Genomic DNA, 18,199 nt, shown 5'->3' with positions numbered 1-18,199 from the left:
GGCGGTTATTAGAACAGTTCTCCCCGAAAGTAGAATTCGCGGCGGATAAAGTGGAACCTTTTAAGCCGAAAGTAGAAGCCATCATACCTAATGTAGAACAATCGCCAGAAAAAGTAGAACCTTCTGCAGCTACTAAAATTCTTTCCCCTCAACTATATAGCGCATCGCACAAAAAAAGATGTGTAAAAAGCCTTTCAACTTTTTACACACCCAGCTTTAATTAGAAATTCACACCGATACCCATGCTTAATCCTAAGTATAACGTTACCAATAATACGATTCCGAATAGCACCCAGAACATATTAACAGATTTGCCTTTGTTTTTACGCACTAAAATCATTTCCATAAAGCCGATTACTAAAATACCAAATAATACTTTCATATCATAGTTCATGCCGCTTTCAACGATTTTATCGCGCCATTCTAAAAATAATGCGCCACCTGTTACGATGACTAAAATATACATCACACGCAAAATCATATGCACAGCTGTTAACTTTTTACTTGAAAACGCAGCGATTAAAAACAAGATTAACGCCACTACCCAAGTTGTTATGTGCAAGTGTGTTGTGCTTGATAAGAAATCCATGAAATTTCCACCTCTTCTATTTATTTTCTACAGGCAATATCCTACCATGCGAGCGTGTATAAATTCAATGGATTCGCCTAAGTTATGTGATATGACATGAAATAGATGAATTTTATTAAGCAAATCGGTTGGCTAAAGTACCAATTCCTTCAATCGAAATTTTCACCTCATCGCCTGCTTTTAAGAATTGCGGCGGGTTCATCCCTTTTCCGACTCCGGCTGGCGTTCCTGTTAAAATAACATCGCCCGGCTCTAGCGTAACATATTTTGAAACCGTCTCAATAATGTCGGCAACGGAGAACAACATATCTTTTGTCGAACCATTTTGGCGGACTTCCCCATTCACTTTTGTCACGATTGACAATGCATGCGGATCAGGAATTTCATCTTTCGTTACTAAGTAAGGCCCCATTGGACAGCTGCCTTCCAAGCTTTTGCCTAAGAAGAACTGCTTATGCTTTTCCTGTGCATCACGGGCTGTAAGATCATTCGCAATTGTATAACCGAACACGTAGTCAAATGCCATTGCTTTCGGAATATTTTTTCCGCGCTTGCCGATTACGACAGCTAATTCCCCTTCATAATCCAGGGAATCTGTCACATCTGCATGCACAGACAATGTCGATTCATCCGGCGCAATTGCAGTTGGCGACTTTGTGAAAACAACGATATTTTCCGGCGCCTTTTCTGCACCCATTTCAACGGCGTGATCATTATAATTTTTGCCGACGCATAAAATATTTTTCGGTGTTCGAGGAACTGGCGACAGCCATTCTATATCAGAATAGGCTAATTTGAATTTAGCCCCATCTTCATGTTTTTGTGCTGCCTCTACTAATTTACGAACTTGCTCAACAAATTCATAGCCATGTGCAATCCCGTCGATAATTGTTTCTGGAAAGGCTTTTAGTACATTTAGTTGCTTTTGGATTTCGACAACATCCCATACCGCCTCTTCTTTTTTCACTTTTGGACCAAACTTTACTTGTTCGTTTAATTTAAATGATAACAATTTCATAACGTGGAGCACTCCTTCTGTTTTTTTACATCATACATTAAAACCGAAATAATTACCTTACTTTTCTGACAAAATACTACTTAATCTGCAAGAGCTTGCTATATTCTTCAAGCAATGACGGGCAACTTAGTATTTATTGCCCGATATTTCTAAAAGTGCCATATGTGAATTTTTTCATCAAAGCTTCAAGGGGCCCTTGCTTAAACTTCGAAAAGTATAGCTCGGCAAATAATACTTGAATAATAAAAATCGAAATCGCCATATAAATTCCCATTTGTACATCGACCTTGCCATATAAACCGAATCCCCAATTATAAAACAACGTAGTACAAATAACGGATTGCATAATATAAAGCGTCAGCGACATACGGCCCGCTTTTGCGATCGGGGACAAAGCTTTCGCAATAATCGGCAGCTGTGCAAGGAGTGTAATGACCGCCATATAGCCTACCGCTAAAATCGGGCCGCCAATATATACTTGCAAATATTCATTTCCGAATGTTTGATCTCCCGCAATCGGCAAGCTTTTTACATAAAGACCGCCACCAATGCCAACGACCGCTAAAATGATCCAAACAACTATTTTTTCCTTTGCCCGTTCGATAAGACGCCATTTTGCAAGTGCCGCGCCGAACAGCATATACGGTAAAATAGTGAACAATGAAGATACCCACATAAAGGCGCTCATTTGAAGGGACAAATCTTCCAGGCGCTGCATGAAAGCATCCGTCCAGCTTCCGACACCATAGGCAGTCACGGCACTTTGAATCGCATCAATGTTCACTGAAATGCTCTCTGTCGGCATCGAATAATAGCCCGCCGCCATATATGAGCTTAAATAATGGCCGTGGAACAAAGCATTCACAACGATCGCCAGCAGTAAAAGCCATTTTGCCCGCATCCGGATAAGCGCAATCAGAAAGACACCGCAAAATGCATACATCGCCAAAATATCGCCCCACCAAATGACAATCGCATGAAACATCCCGAAACAAAATAAAATAATAAGACGCTTAGGGGCAAATCGGTAAAAATTCATACCTGTTTTTTCCGCTTTTATATACTGCATTGCTAATCCATACCCAAACAGCATCGAAAATAACGGATAAAAACTGCTTTGTACATAAATGTCTAAAAGCTGCTGTAAAATAATATCCTGCACTTCACTAAACCAGCTGCTTAAATCCGAAACATGCGGCATCGGCAAATAAAAGCCGAACATATTTACCAATAAAATACCGAGTAAACTAAACCCTCGTAAAATATCAAGTGTGGCGATACGCTCTTTCGTACCTACTGGGCGAAAATCCACCATCCATCCCCCTAATCTATTTTCACTTCTTGTCCAATGCTGTATAAATACAATATGCGCTCACTAATCTCGAGGCGTTTAATCGATTGTACAGCATGCTGATAATAGTTTAATTGAATTTGGTAGGATTTTGTCATTTTTCGTTTAATTTTCTCAAAATCGCCTAAAATCGCCGGGGTAATATAGTCGGTTTTATAGTCGAGCAGCACCCATTTCCCAAGCTCATCCTCAAACAAGCAGTCAATGACCCCCTGAATAATTTGCGCATCTCCGTCTTCATCCTTCAAGCTGAGCGTGAATGGCACTTCCCGCATTATTTTTTTGGCCGTTTTAAAGCGTTGCCCGACTTCCGTTTCAAAAAAGGCAAACACTTTTCCGGCAGAAACAGCATCTGCTTCCATTTGCTGAAGAAGCTGGCGATCCACAAGATTTTGAATATAGTTTTGTGTTTCTTCAATTGTTCCAAAGCCTTCCTGCGGGATATGCTGCATGACCGCATGGACCGCTGTGCCTATTTCTGCCGCGGACAATTTGCGCTCTTTTCTGCTTTGGAGCATAAAGCTTGGCACATCTGCCTTCACATAACGATTTGCTTCAAAATTGTAGAGCTGTTCCTCTTCCATGCGCTGCAAGCTTTCTAAGCGCTTCAACTCCGAAACAGAGGTTTTCGATTTTTTCGTCACCGCATCCTCATATCGGTACGGCATCGTAAAGCGATTTGTCAGAAGCTGGACAATGCTCTCATTCACGACATTTTCCTGCATCTTTTCCTCTTCCGCAGCTATAGCCTCGGCAGCCATCAAATAATCGCGATTCGGTATAACGGTTATCGACCATTGCTCTGTCGTTGTCGCCTGCTTCGTGTAGCCATAATTCGCAAAGAAGAAATCGTGATGACGCGCAACGGCAGGGCCAACCCAGCTTAAATAACTGTTCGCTTTTGAACGAATATATGCCGGCAGCACTGTTTCCTGCAACTCCTGATAAAACGCCCATTCTTCTTTTTGCTTTTCCCAATCCTTCAATGAGCCGACCAAAATAAGACGTTCCTTTGCCCGGGTCATCGCAACGTAAAGCACGCGCATTTCCTCAGCTTTCATCTTCGCAAGCTTCTTCTCCTTCACATACAGATGCGGAAGAGATGTCGAAATAATATTTAAATCCGGGTTTACCGATTTGATCGCCAGCCCGAAATCCTGATCGAAAATATAGCGGTTTCCTAATTCTTTCGTATTGAACGCCCTGCTCATCCCTGCTACGAACACGACTGGATATTCAAGCCCTTTTGACTTATGGATCGTAAGCAATGTCACAACATCATCTGCTTCACTCGTGGATTTGGCAACCCCTAAATCATCTCCCCGGGAATGCATCCGATCAATAAAGCGCAGGAAACGGAACAAACCGCGGAATGACGTTTTCTCATAGCTAAGCGCCCTGTCATGAAGCGCCCGTAAATTCGCTTGGCGCTGCTTGCCGTTCGCCATTGCTCCAACCATTTCAAAATAATTCGTATCCAAATATACTTGCCAGATCAGATCGGCAAGCGCACCGTGGCGGGAGAAATTGCGCCACTTTCCGTGCAAGGCAAAAAATTTATCGAGCTTTTGTTCAGTTGCAATCGGCATTTCGCCCGCTGCCTGTTCTTTATATTGCTTTAACGCCTCGTAAAACGGCACTTTCCCATTCACTAATCGAATTTTCGCCAGTTCATTTTCAGTTAAACCGATAAACGGCGCACGCAGTACAGATGCAAGCGGAATGTCCTGATACGGATTGTCGATCACTTTCAATGTGTTAATCATAATCATCACTTCAAGCGAATCAAAATAGCCTCCATCTGTTTCGGCGTAGAGCGGCAAGCCGGCTAATTTAAACTCCTCGGCAAATGTCGTATACCAGCTGCGTGCCCGCATAAGCACGACAATATCGCGGTAGCTGACCGAACGCATCGATTTCGTTTTCGGATTATATACTTGCCCGCCATTGTCGACCAAATCCCGAATGCGCTGAATAATATAGCGCGCCTCCTGCTGGGCGGTGCTAATGCTTTCTTCCTCGGCTCCATCTTCCGTCCCCGGAACGGCCTGTGCCTTTGAATCGCCTTCCAGCAATACAAGCTCAATCGGCACTTGCTGATCATCATAGCTTGCGCCGAACTTTAATTTCGCCTGTTCATCATATGCAATTTCGCCGACTTCCTCATCCATAATTTGCTCGAACACATAGTTTGTCCCTTCCAGCACTTCAGAGCGGCTCCGGAAATTGGCATTCAAGTCGATTTTCATTCCCGTATTTGTCGGGCTTTCTTCAAAGCGCTTATATTTCTCAAGGAAAAGGCGCGGTTCTGCAAGCCGAAACGCGTAGTAGAGTAGGAACCCAGCGCCTTGCTACATTGCTGTAGCAGGTTTCCGGAGAACCCCTCCCCGAACCGTACGTACTCCTCTCAGAGTATACGGCTCTCCACTTATAACAAATTCTATCGTTGTTTATGAATTTTTTTATGACATTTTATACATACAAATTTGGTAGTTGGTCCACTTCTGATTGGAAGATTTCTTTCTTCTTTTCAAAACCATCCTTATAGAAATAGGCTATTCTTTCACCTTGCTTTGTTTCATATTTTACTCCCCAGTACTTGCCTTGACTAAACTTAACCTTCATTTTCGAAACTGTGGATTTGTATTTATTCGCAAGTGTTTTCAGACAGCTATATTCCATTACATATCGCAATTGCCACATTTTCCGATTTACATTTTCAGCTAAAGCATAATAATTATAAATTCCTCGTAGTTCCGCATTATATGTTTCGATGATTTCTAAATCAGATAAACCGACAAGTCTTGGCCGATGCAGCATATCCCATTGATTTGCATCGATATCTTTAACCATTTTATTTTTTACAATTACTTTTTCAATCGTGCCTTTTGGAATGCGTAATTGTACATATCCTCTATATTTACGTTTTTTCACACCGTTTTTATCCTTTGCCACACTTAAATCATGGCTAATCGAAATATCGTAGCTTAAGAATCTTGCAAACTTTGTACTATGTGTAATAAGTGTTTTTCCTTCCGATAGCTCTAATTGTAAACGGTCTTTCAAAAAGTCTTTCATTGCTTGTTTTAAGCGTTCACAATCCTCTTTACTTCCATTTACACCGACAATATAATCATCCGCATAACGTACGTATTCCATCGCTTTATACGTATCTGTGTTTGGCTCATAGTACGGTAAGTTAAGCAATAGTTTTTTATTCGCTTTGTATTCTTCAATCATTTGCTGTCGCAGCGTTTCATCTTCTGTCGCTCTAATCTTTTTAGAAAGACGTTGATTACGCATATCGTATTTTCGATATTCCGTATTTCGTTTACACTTTTTTGGTTCGCCTAAATCAAATGAAGGTTTTAGATCATTTTCGACATATTCATCAAATTCATTCAGACAAATATTTGCGAGTAACGGACTGATAATACCACCCTGCGGAGTTCCACTATACGTTTTCTGGAATCGCCAATCTTCCACGAATCCTGCTTTTAGGAACTTCCACATAAGCCGAATAAATTTTTCATCCTTAATTCGTTTACGCAAAATATTAATGAGCACTTGATGATTAATATTATCGAAAAATCCTTTTATATCGCCTTCAATGAACCAGTTGACACCTGTAAAGGTTTTCTTAATTTCAATTAACGCTGTATGACAACTTCTTTTCGGTCTAAAACCATGAGAATGATTTGAAAAATTCGGCTCATAAATTGATTCTAAAAGCATTCGACAAACTTCTTGAACTAAACGGTCTGTAAATGTAGGGATACCAAGTGGTCTTGTATTACCATTTTTCTTTGGGATATGAATACGGCGTACTGGTTTCGGTTGATAACTTTCATCTTTTAACGATTCAATAATTGCTTGAATCTTTTCTTCACCAAACCCATCTGCCGTTTCTTCGTCGATACCTTTTGTTGCACTACCTTTGTTTTTGTATATCTTTGTATAGGCTTTTATATAAAAATCTTCGTTGTATAAATGTCTGTACAGACGGTCAAATTCAAACCCGTCCTTCATTGCTTGTTTCGATAGATTGTATAAGACAATTTCTGAACTTTGCATAGAGCATTTCGCTCCTTTCTTTATTGTTTTATACGTTATAAGCTGCTCCCCTTCGCCATGTAATAGGCTTTCCCTACCTCGGACTACTACGGGAGCTCCGTTACCATATTGGATATTCAGTACCTTTGTACATAGCCTAGTGGCGTTCCAACTTAGGTAATCCCCATTTAGTATATTGTATACAGGCTCGATTCATTGTCGGAAGGAATGTTCATCCTTTTCTTCAATCTTGAAGTGTGTCTATTCTTTTAAGTCAGAAACTAGATTTGCGCCTCAATCTATAGCGCTCGTCCATGTTCAGTCGCAAGCATCTAATACGCTGAACAGAATAGATTCCAGGTTTCAAACGGTTTCCTAGACGGTGCAAACATGACCCCACTCGGACTGTTCTTCAAGCAGTTTAGCCTTCTTCCTCATATGAATCTTTTCTATCTCGCCATTCAGTCGTAGCTTTTCCGTTTAGGCTAACTTATGACTTTTACCGACATGCTACACTCCCTCTTTGGTTTCCCGCCAAGATAAGTCGGCTGATAGTTAAACCGTTTCTGTAGTTTATTCACCGCCAAATGGTGAAATATACAATACCCTTATGGGCGCACAATTGACTGTTTTACATCACCGACCATGAACATATTCCCATCCTGCTCCCCGCCGCTTTTCACGAGCTGTAAAATCGTCTCTTGTAAAAAATTTACATCCTGATACTCATCGACAAGCACTTCTTTAAAACGCTTTTGAAAGCCCAGCGCTACATCAGAAGGCTGCGGCGGAATCGTATCGCTTCCTGAATCACATAAAATTTCCAGCGCAAAATGCTCCAAATCGGAGAAATCAAGCAAACCGCGCTCTTGTTTAGCCTGTTTAAAAGCTTCACTATATTCAATCGTCAGCTTTACGAGTGTTTCCAAAATAGGCTTTGTCGCGGACATTTCCTGCACGTACAACTTTGGATGACGCGCGAAAAACGTGTCCTTCAATGTATTAAGCATATCCTTTGCACTGTCGCGGTGATCTTTTGCCACAGCATATGATTGTCTGTCTTCCTCTGTATCTTTTTTTGTCAATGGCTTAATGCGGCCGAATTCAATGGCGGGAATAAGTATATATGCCTGCTCCCACGAACTTTCCTCCATCGCATAAAGCACCTGTTTGACCGCACTGTATTCCGCTTCAAATAGCGGTTTATTCTTCTCCAAAGCCGGAACACCCATAATAATTTGCAGCCCTTTTTCAAGGCGTGCCGCAGCCTCTTTTAAGCTTGCGATTATAAACGGACGGACTTCCTGCGCAATTGCCAAATCATCAATCGGGCTGTTCGGGTCAATATCATATTTTTCGGGCAATGCTCGCAGCCATTCATACGGATTCGGCTGGACGCGCGAAACTTTATACATCTCCTGCAGCAAGTGCTCAATCGCCTGATCGCTCCGGTCCGACGCAAAACTGTCGACTAATGTGTAAAGCTCCTCTTTTGTAAACAATGTTTCCATATCGCCGCGGTACGCCTTTTCGAGGATATCCATCATCACATCATCCTGCAGCAATGAAGCCTCCTCTATGCTCGCCAGGCGAAAACCTGGGTCCAAGTCAATCGTGTACGCATATTCCCGGCAAATCGATAAGCAAAATGAGTGCAATGTTGAAATTTGGGCTTTGTTCAACAAGCTTAATTGGCGCCGCAAAAAAGAATTTCCCGGATCTTGCCCAATCGCCTTTTCCAGCGCTTCCGCCATACGATTGCGCATTTCCGCAGCGGACGCATTCGTGAACGTCACAACTAGCAGCTCATCAACATCAATCCGTTTTTCCTCAGATGCCAATATTTTTTGAATGAGCCGCTCGATTAAAACAGCTGTTTTCCCAGAACCGGCTGCAGCGGACACTAAAATATCCTGGCCAGATGCATAGATGGCTTTCCATTGCACATCTGTCCACTGAACATTACTCGGCTTCGCTGGAATTGTCATGTGAACATACCACCTTTTTTATATTTTCAAATACTTCTTGTTCAGGCTGTTTCTTTATTTCGTTGAAGCTATTGCCGGTTTCCGTCTGGTCAAATTGACAAACCGCTTTAAAGCTGCAAAATGTGCAGGCTTTTTGATTTCCTAGACTATATGGCTTAATTTCGGTATTCCCGCGATAGATTTCATTTCCTGCTTGCCTGAATTTATAATGGACAAACTGCTGCAGGTTTTCCATCTGCTCATGGTCAATGACTTTTGAGGAACGGTTATTGAATTCCGGTTCACCCCCGCTTTTGAATGCTGCGGGAACGATGATGGACGTCTTATTCGGCTCGAGCGACTGGTCCATTAATTGCGCCACTTCAACATCCTTTAACATATAGCCGCTTAGCTTGAACTTCTCTTGGCGCAAATTTTCCACTCTATCATGCTGCTCATAATCCTCTGTCGGAATGAGCGGGTTATGCACATGCAAATAGAACATGCCTGCCGCTTGTACAATAATATTTTCGAGCTCGGATAAATCCTGGATGAACTTTCCTTCCTGTGCGATGATCGGGAAGTTTTGCATTGCAACGTCCAGATACGTTAAAAGCTGCAACGATATCCCGTTATACACTTCCGTGAAATCAAGCTTTCGGCCGCTCGATTTATAATCAATAACACGTAAATACAAATTTTCCGCATCTTTGTATGCATCGATACGGTCAATTTGCCCCCGCACAAACATTTTGCGATTATGTTCTAAATCGATTTTCAGTGCTTCAAGCGGATTGCGGTCATCCTGTTCGGTATTTTTATCATCGTGCTTCCCAAACGGCTTTTCATGTGCAATCGCCTTAAATTTCGATAGCTCGCTTTGATTAATGAGCGCATAAATTGTGCGAGCCACGATTTTCACAAGCTTTGTTTTAATATATTCAAAGCGATGGCTGCTCTTTAAAATGCTGTAAGAGAAATAGTCGACAAGCTTTGATATCGTGTCATCAGCCTTTTTATAGCAGGATACATAAGTGTCCAAAGGAATTGTCGGCTCTTTTTCAGATAAAATCGTCCGGATCGCCTCATGGAATAAATCCCCCATCGCAAACGACTCCAGCTTAAATTCCGTACGCTCCTGCAGCTTTAGGCCGTATGACGCAAAATGCGAATACGGGCAACTATAAAAACGTTCGATGCGCGATACACTAGCTAAAAAGTTTTCGCCATACAATGCTGTCGCAACTTCCTCTGTCAAAGGCTCTGCTTCATTAATCGTATATAAAGGCTTTTCCACAACATTCAGCACATCTTCCCAGCGAGGGTTTCGTTCGTAAAATGCTTTCAATGCTGCCCATTCCTCTGTCAGCGGGCGCCGGTCAAGCTGTGCCTGCTTAAGCTGCGTCATTAAAAAACCGATCGCAGGTGAAGGGTGCCGCAAATAATCGAGCACATTTTCTTTTTGCTGCTCATCTAGCGGATTCATCGCAATTTGCCTATGCTGCAATGTCCGAACCGCTTTTTCCTGTTCGGTCCCGCGATTTTCCACGACCTCAAACATTTTATGCAACCGGTTAATATAAATCGACGGAAGCTTGCTTTTGCTTTCTTCATCCGCACTTGCATATGTAATATACAAATAATGAGTGGATGAAGAGATCGCACGGTAAAATAAAAAACTTTCCTGCAGGAGCTTGCTTTTCACACCAGGTGCTAATTCAACATCAATTTTCTCGAATGCTGCCCGTTCTTCATCAGATAACAGGCCGCCCGCATCCATTCGCATCGGGTAAACACCATCATTGACCCCGATAACGAAAATCGCCTTTTTATTGTCAAAACGTGAAAACTCCACCGTTGAAACCGTAACTTCATCCAATGTCGGCGGCACACTTGAAAACTGCAATGTCTCGAAACCTTCACCCAAAATCTGTGCAACATCTTCGAGCGGCATTACTTTGTCTCCAAACATCAAATCAAATTGCTCCAAAATATGCACCCAGCCATTCCAAGCTTGCTCATGCTCCAATGATTGATGAAACGCATCGGCTTGCTCTTCCTGTTCCTGCATTTTCACGAGCTTTTTGTAAATATCAAGCTGCTCCATGAATTCATACAATGCGACGACAATTTCGCGGCCCGTTTTTTTGCCCTTCACGCGTTTTTGCAATGCTAAAACCGGTTCCCGGATCAAGTCCCGCACTGATTTTAAAAGTTGCTCATGTTCCATTTCGTCCTCTGTCTGGATCGCATTCACTTTTTCAAGTGATTTAAATCGGCGGTAGCGCCATACTTCCTCATTCATCCAGCGATCATGCACGATTCCTCTTGCAATAACGAAATTTTCGAGCATGTCAGCCCTATCCCGCATCACAACTAAATTAGCTCCATACGGGAAGAAAAGGTCCGTTTTTACACTTCTGAAAATCGGCTCATATTTCCAGTTTGTCGTAATGATCTCCAATACAGATCTGCTGAATTCAATAAGCGGATGATAGAGCATCGCCCGCTTTTCATTCGAGAAAAATGGAATATCATACTGTGTAAAAGTCGTTCTAATAATTGCATCATACACATCCGCTTGCCGGTACATAATCCCGATATCTTTATAGCGCAGCTGTTTTTCCAGAATGAGTCGCTTTATTTCCTGGGCAATTCCCTGTACTTCCGCCCGCGGATTTACGCCTTCCAATATTTTCGCATTGCCCGATGACTCAACCGGTGTATCGACAGCTGTGTCAAAGCAATGTTCTACTTGACGCAAATCCGTGTTGCTCGCCCGGTAATTCACATTTAAATGAATACGAGGCTCTTCATCAATATCGATGCCATTTTCAAAACGCAACTTTTGCAGCTCATGTTTAATTTTTTCGTATGTCACAGCTGATTGGTGAAATACCGCGCCCTCTAGCAGATCGTTTTGCGGATCTTCCATTGGCAATACGATTGTGACACGCTTCGCATAAATCAGGAGCTCTTTCAATATCGCCAATTGCTGTCCATTAAATGCCATAAAACCGTCTAAATAAACATGTGTATCGCGCAAGCTTTCCATTTTGGGAATGCGCTCAATTAGCATCGGAAAATAGCCATCCCCGTCAATATATTCTGTCCCGATCCGCTCATGAAGCTGCTTTAAAATAATTTGCAAATCATGCATTTTGTGGAGCAATACTTCGCTCGCGCCATTTTCCCTCAACAATACAATAAGCGGTTCAATCGTCTCTACATCAATATGGTACTGGCTGAATTCCTTTAATATTTGCTCGATTTCTTTCGTGAAACCGTGCTTGCCGGCCGCACGTTTAAATAGTAAAAATTCCTCTTGATGCTCTTCCAAAATGCGTCGCAGCAGCATGCGGTAACCTGTCCCGTCAATACGCTCGCGTGCAATGCCACCCTCATTTTGCAGCACAAACCATGCCAGCCGTTTAAACGTCATGACTTGTGCACGCATCATTCCTTCGATTTCATAGTTCGTTGTCAGCTCATATTCCGTCGAAAAGGACATTTGATCAGGAACTAAAATGAAAATCGCATCCCCGAATAAATTCGTTTTTAAATCATCCACTATTTCCTGATGAATAAAAGTCGTCTTGCCCGTCCCTGCTCGTCCCGTAATTACCCGTAGCGTCACAACTACCACCTCACTTATCATTCATCTTTCTATTATAATATAAGAATACATGTTCGTGCATCTATTCGGAAGATTCAGCGGCATACAATGATATGAAAAAGCGGCATTTTTTGGCGGTAAACGGATAAATGGCAAATTAGCCTCTGTTACAGGCCGCAGCATCCAGTAGTGATTTTGCAGCGGAAGCAAAGAGGCTGGTGCACACATAACAACGCTTTCTTTATTATGCCCAAGCGGACGGCCTCGTTTCTGAAGTGGTTGTCATTCGGTGTAACCCATTTACGGCAGAAAGGTAAAAAGTGTATGGCAAAGCATGCACAATTTGTATTTAGGGTTGTTCTTTTCATACTGTTGAATTTTTCCCAAATGCAAGAGTATGTTGTTTCAATTGGATTTTAATTTAGAGAAACGGATTGGATGTGAATTGAAGATAAAGTTATTTAACTTTAAGACACTGATAACTTTAATTGTTGTTTTTAAATATATAATTTAGTAAGCCTGATTTATTGTAATTTATGTATATTAAGAGTGATTTACAACAATAAGGAATATACACGATTTTATGCAAGTGATAGAGAACACGCCCCTCAAGTGAAATATAGTAGTATCAGCCATTTGAGCCATCTGTATAAAATAATGTATAAAAAATGTTCACAAAAAAAGGCACGAAACGCTGTAAATCAACGTTCGTACCTTTTCAAAATGTCCCCCAACTTTCATTTGGGAATGTTATTTGAATTCAAATGTATATAAAACATCCAATTTGATAGCATTTTTTCGTAATACTATAATTTTAATGAATGACTGTTAAGCTGTAATCCTAAAATGGGTGTATATCTCATTGACTATGTTATTTACTACCATTTTATTTTTCACATCTAAGTCCAAAATTTTTTTACTTATTTCTACATCTGTTTCAAATAGAGATTGGTTTTGCCTGTAGATTACATAAGCTTGAGGATGCTCAGATTTTATTTTTTCCATCTTAGATTCAATTTTATGTTCTTTTGTACCATAACCTAATGACGTATAAATGTTAATAACAATATCAATTAGTAAATCCAATAACATCATAAATCATCAAAACCTAAATTCACTGGCTCCAACGGTAAATCATCCGATAATCCAGCCATATTAGTTGAAGCTACCGAAGCATCGACTTCTTCAAATGTAATTCCATCAATCCAGGCTTCACCAGTCCCTGTTAATAAAAGGCCAAAATGAATTGAAGCACTTTCATCAAGTACATCTAATACGATTGAATAATAATTCCAATCTGTTGTCCCTTGAATTGAACGGTTGTCCATATTATCAAATTGTAGCAAATCTCCATTTTTTGAATCAATTCGACACCAAGCACCACACTTGATTGCATCTTTAGTTTTGATGAAACATGAAAGTTTTACCCGTTTGCCAATCCATTTTTTTGCTGAGAATGTTTGCATCATTGTTCCAAATTGTCCTTCTTCAACTGAATCATTTGAACTTAAATAACCCGATTTTGACCCGGTATGGAATATTTCATGATCTGCTTTCATCGTGTAAAGCGACGGGTTTGTCCCTGTTAAAATCCAACCTTTTACTTCATTTGTTGCTACCATTTCATTATCCCCCTTTTGATATAAAGAACGCATCATATTACGATATTTTCCAGGTGGCATCTTGTAGAGTTCTTTAAATGCACGTGTAAATGCTTCTTGTGATTGAAATTGGCATTCAAAAGAAATATCAAGAATTGTGTATTCCGTATGAAGCAATAAAAAAGCAGACACAGCAAGACGTCTTTTTCGAATATACTCACCAATCGATAAACCTGTTTCTTTTTTAAATTGACGCGTCAAGTAAAACTTCGAATAGCCGATTTTTTCTGCATAATGCTCTAACTGCCAAGCTGTTAATAAGTTCTCCTCTAGCGTATCTACGATTTTTTGAACGACTTCACTATACATAACTGCTCACCTCTAAACTAAGTATAAGGGGGATAAGGTCGATTTTTTTGATAATTATTGCACTAATGGAAGTATAAGAGATAACAGGGTCAATTAAAATATATTGATGGCAACCAATATCTAAGAAGATGAGCTACATTCGCAAACTGAAAGGAAATTTTATTTTACTTAAGTTCTTAAAGTGCTACTGTGAACTTAAGTAAAAAGCAGCCACAACAATTAACTTGTTGGAGCTGCTCGACTGAACATTCCCTAAGCGGTGTTTGGGAACATTGTTGAAATAACAGTTACGATATATGTTAGTAAGCTAATGTATTATTTGATTTTAATGCTATAATGACGCATTGCTGTCGGCACACCTTCCATGTCCAATACGCCATTCATGATTAAGCGGATCACGCGATATTCGATAAATTGGGCGTCAATGTATTGATTTAAATGCCCAATTACTTTGCCGATGATTCTGGCTGATTTGATAAAATCTTTATGGTTATTCTTTTCGTGGGATTCTTTTACTTTATCGATGATGTACCCATCATAATAATTTTCTGAAACATTTATGATTTCGTTATTTTCCCAGATTCGTAATACGTCTTTTTGTTGACATAGTTGTAGCCATTGTTGCTCAAATACTTTACGTTCTAATTGTGTAACTACATGACCATTCCCTTTGTTTTCATATATTTGCTTTAATTGCTTTGTTGAAATTTCACCCATATGTCGTGGGGGGGATTGCATTTCAGCTAAATCAGAATGCATTTCATAGGCTTCATTGATATTGATTAGCATAATCTCATTTGTTTTTTCTTTTAATACATACAGTATCAATCGTAACGCAGCTTGCTCGTGGGCATTTTCGCCAATCCATATGATAATTTTATGATCGTTTGGAATTTGCTTAAGCGATAATAAATATTGCTCAAAGTTATACTCATAAGTCAGTAGCTGTTTTTCATCTATATTAATATGTGTACGCAGCCAATTGTAGCGATGATTGATTCCTTCAGAAGTATGTAAATTCCAAAGTGGTCCAATTGAAAATAAATCAGACACGTTAATGATGTTTTCTTGTTGTATTAAATCGGACTTTATTAGAGTAATTTTTAAACTACCAGCAGCTGAATCACCAAAGACAATATGTGTCGTGTGAAATTGTGCTTGTTTGCTACTTGCTTGATTATTTTTAGTTGCTAACAGGTCGTTATATGTATTTTTTACATCTAAAAAGAATTGCTGCTCCGAATAGCCTTTTCTCTCCTCAACAGTTTGCATACACAAAAAGACTTGAAGTAATAATGATTTTAATTCTGTCTCTTCCAAATGATTGATCATATCTTTCATTTCATTCAACAATTAAAATCCTCCTTTTTTCACAATTTCACCATATGTTTTAACGAAGGTGATTAAAGGTGAACGCTCCCAAACCGACGTTTGGTAACATTCTTTGCTTAACTTTGTAGATCCGTCTAAATTTGATGGGACCCCTTGTTAAAATCAAAATAAAAAAAGCTACGAATGGTAGTTTTCATTCGTAGTCGCCCTAACTAACTTTTATCTCACTAATCGCCTTTGAAGCACTTTTAATATATCAAAAAATAAACTTTTGTTCCACTATATCAAACATCAAACGGTTAAAAATTTTAATTACATTTGCTCTAAAATAGGGACCACCTTGATCCCCATTTTAAAGCGAGAAATTTTCGAGTGACTTATCAATTTCATCGTCAGTAATCCCTATATATTTCAAAGTATTTGATGGAGCCGAGTGATTAAATAACATTTGCAACGTTAATACATCCTTGTTTCGCTTGTAATGATGATACTCGAATGTTTTTCTCATGGTATGCGTGCCAATATCATCACGTCCAAGAGCAACTGCTGCTTTTTGCAAAACCCTATACGCTTGCGTCGTACTGATCGGCCCATTTCCTTTTCGACTTGGAAACAGGTAATCTTCCTCCTGCATCCCCCGAATATAGCCTTCAATTGCTTTCCTGGTGGCTTTAGGAACCATAAATCGCTTGGGTTTCCCCGTTTTTTTCTCCGTAATAACCAAATGGACTTTTCCTTTTACGTCTTTTATTTTCAAAGGCACCAAATTACTCACTCGTAACCACGTATTAATCCCTTAGTTAAACAAGAACATTTTTATTGCACAATCGCCCTTTAATAAAATAAGCAGAATATGGCTTATAACTTAAATAACTTACGTGGAAAAATAAAAAGATACATTAAATTTTCACGATATCCTTTACTTCCCAATGTATATTTGACCATTAAAGGCTTAATTGTTATTATTTTTATCAATGCACTAAATTAGTAAGTAATGAATCACTAACCATATAAAAAGGGATTATCGTGTAAAAATGAAAAGCCATATCCATCTCTGAATAATTGATTGTGCAGCTAAAAAGGTGAAATATTTTGTGAAATTTAGGATTAAATGAATGAAGCCATTCCCTTTTTTTCCACGCCCATAGCTTCACACTTTGCAAGCTGAAGGAGCTATTGAAGCATAATAAACTAGCCATTATAATCCTTAACCATGCCTATCCTCAAAAAACTCAAAATTCCTGTCGCCACACTTCACCGCAAAGCATATCCCCTCATAAACACGCGATATATGCTTGCCCCAAAAAAATGTTCCAAAAAGCGCGCCCGCTCCCCAACTATTCACTTTTTCTAAGCTTCTCGATATCTCTTAGATCGCGCTCGACTCGCCTATTCAATATATTCTCGATGAATTTGCCGATGCCCCAGATGACTAAAACAATCACCGTAGAAATAATGATTTTTACAGGGGATGACAGGATTTGACGTAAATCACTGCCTAAATAGCTAATTAAGAAAATCATGATCGGCTTCGAAATAAAGAGCGTGAAAAAATAATACTTTTTCTTTAAATTCGATAAGCCCGCAACACTATTTACAAGAACGACAGGTGTAAACGGCAGGCATAACAATACAAATAATGGCGTAAAGCCTCTTATGTCAACCCAATGAATAAGTTTTTTCACCTGGCTTTGTTCTTTTATGCGTCGGAAAAAACGATACTTCCCGAACTTGCGGATCATCAGGAAAAACATGTACGAGCCTGCAACCGTGCCAAGCCAGGACAATAAAAAACCCCAAAACAGCCCATAAGCGGCAGCATTTGCGATGACAATCACAAATAGCGGCAAGATCGGCAAAAACGATTCCAAAAATGTTAATAATATACTAAAAATAGGGCCCAATAATTTATATTTCTCCACAAGTATTTCTACATTGTCGATTGTCATCCAATCCAACATCCTGCTCACTCCTGCCACAAACGATTAAATCTATGAAGTCTTAACATATTTCTCAACTTTTTTCACCTTTATAGTAACATAAATCTTTTGTACCCGTTTATACTGAAACATTACCCAAAAATAAAAAGAACCCCGCCAATGCGAGAGCGCTGAAAAACTGTGGCTATGTAAAATCCCATTTCATTTTTAATAAAGCCCCCTCTCATTCACATTTGCCGAGAGAGATTTTGGCTCTCAATTAAGTGATGAAAAATAAGCGGAAATTTGAGACTGTCGATTAACTCAAGTAAATTTGTATTTCCACGTGATTTTTTTGATTCTTAATTTATTGTCTGTTTTATT

Annotated in this window: 12 protein-coding genes and 1 pseudogene; 1 reads left to right on the top strand and 12 read right to left on the bottom strand. The window is 39.8% G+C overall.

What is annotated here, in order from left to right; translation table 11 throughout:
• The coding region (locus ACTHOQ_RS04445; RefSeq protein WP_440494470.1) for a hypothetical protein at positions 1-224 on the top strand (224 nt) is incomplete at its 5' end.
• On the opposite strand, the gene ACTHOQ_RS04440 is transcribed toward ACTHOQ_RS04445, so the two are convergent.
• The 12 genes and pseudogenes from ACTHOQ_RS04440 to ACTHOQ_RS04385 all read right to left on the bottom strand — a co-directional run bounded on the left by ACTHOQ_RS04440 (position 221) and on the right by ACTHOQ_RS04385 (position 17,857).
• The gene (locus tag ACTHOQ_RS04440) at positions 221-589 is read right to left on the bottom strand and encodes a YisL family protein (RefSeq protein WP_440494469.1); all 369 of its coding nucleotides are present in this window, start codon (positions 587-589) and stop codon (positions 221-223) included. The genes ACTHOQ_RS04445 and ACTHOQ_RS04440 overlap by 4 nt on opposite strands.
• Positions 590-704: 115 nt before the next feature.
• A complete protein-coding gene (locus ACTHOQ_RS04435) occupies positions 705-1,607 on the bottom strand; it encodes a fumarylacetoacetate hydrolase family protein (protein ID WP_440494468.1) in 903 nt (300 codons plus the stop codon).
• Positions 1,608-1,740: 133 nt separating this feature from the next.
• On the bottom strand, positions 1,741-2,919 hold the full coding sequence (locus ACTHOQ_RS04430) for a DUF418 domain-containing protein (RefSeq protein ID WP_440494467.1): 1,179 nt from the start codon (positions 2,917-2,919) through the stop codon (positions 1,741-1,743).
• Positions 2,920-2,930: 11 nt separating this feature from the next.
• A pseudogene (addA, locus tag ACTHOQ_RS04425) lies at positions 2,931-5,273 on the bottom strand (helicase-exonuclease AddAB subunit AddA); the annotation flags it as partial.
• A gap of 157 nt (positions 5,274-5,430) precedes the next feature.
• Positions 5,431-7,032, bottom strand: a complete 1,602-nt coding sequence (gene ltrA / locus ACTHOQ_RS04420) for a group II intron reverse transcriptase/maturase (protein WP_440494466.1) — start codon at positions 7,030-7,032, stop codon at positions 5,431-5,433.
• Between the two features lie 587 nt (positions 7,033-7,619).
• Positions 7,620-8,999, bottom strand: a complete 1,380-nt coding sequence (locus ACTHOQ_RS04415) for a UvrD-helicase domain-containing protein (RefSeq protein WP_440494465.1) — start codon at positions 8,997-8,999, stop codon at positions 7,620-7,622.
• A complete protein-coding gene (addB, locus tag ACTHOQ_RS04410; RefSeq protein ID WP_440494464.1) occupies positions 8,974-12,615 on the bottom strand; it encodes a helicase-exonuclease AddAB subunit AddB in 3,642 nt (1,213 codons plus the stop codon). The genes ACTHOQ_RS04415 and addB overlap by 26 nt, the downstream gene beginning before the upstream one ends.
• Positions 12,616-13,422: 807 nt before the next feature.
• Complete coding sequence (locus tag ACTHOQ_RS04405) at positions 13,423-13,689, bottom strand: hypothetical protein (protein ID WP_440494463.1); 267 nt, start codon at positions 13,687-13,689, stop codon at positions 13,423-13,425.
• The gene (locus ACTHOQ_RS04400) at positions 13,686-14,564 is read right to left on the bottom strand and encodes a helix-turn-helix transcriptional regulator (RefSeq protein WP_440494462.1); all 879 of its coding nucleotides are present in this window, start codon (positions 14,562-14,564) and stop codon (positions 13,686-13,688) included. Before ACTHOQ_RS04400 ends, ACTHOQ_RS04405 begins: the two co-directional genes overlap by 4 nt.
• A 315-nt stretch (positions 14,565-14,879) precedes the next feature.
• Positions 14,880-15,905, bottom strand: a complete 1,026-nt coding sequence (locus ACTHOQ_RS04395; protein ID WP_440494643.1) for a DUF1835 domain-containing protein — start codon at positions 15,903-15,905, stop codon at positions 14,880-14,882.
• 343 nt (positions 15,906-16,248) lie between these two features.
• Positions 16,249-16,689: a tyrosine-type recombinase/integrase gene (locus tag ACTHOQ_RS04390; RefSeq protein WP_440494642.1), complete on the bottom strand. Its 441-nt coding sequence runs from the start codon at positions 16,687-16,689 to the stop codon at positions 16,249-16,251.
• A 544-nt stretch (positions 16,690-17,233) separates the two neighbouring features.
• Positions 17,234-17,857: a TVP38/TMEM64 family protein gene (locus ACTHOQ_RS04385; protein ID WP_440494461.1), complete on the bottom strand. Its 624-nt coding sequence runs from the start codon at positions 17,855-17,857 to the stop codon at positions 17,234-17,236.
• Between the last annotated feature and the right edge of the window lie 342 nt (positions 17,858-18,199).

This window comes from Solibacillus silvestris (assembly GCF_051967575.1).
Lineage (GTDB): Bacteria > Bacillota > Bacilli > Bacillales_A > Planococcaceae > Solibacillus > Solibacillus silvestris_B.
The sequence above is the reverse complement of the archived record's forward strand: the minus strand, read 5'-3'. Positions and strand labels throughout refer to the sequence as shown.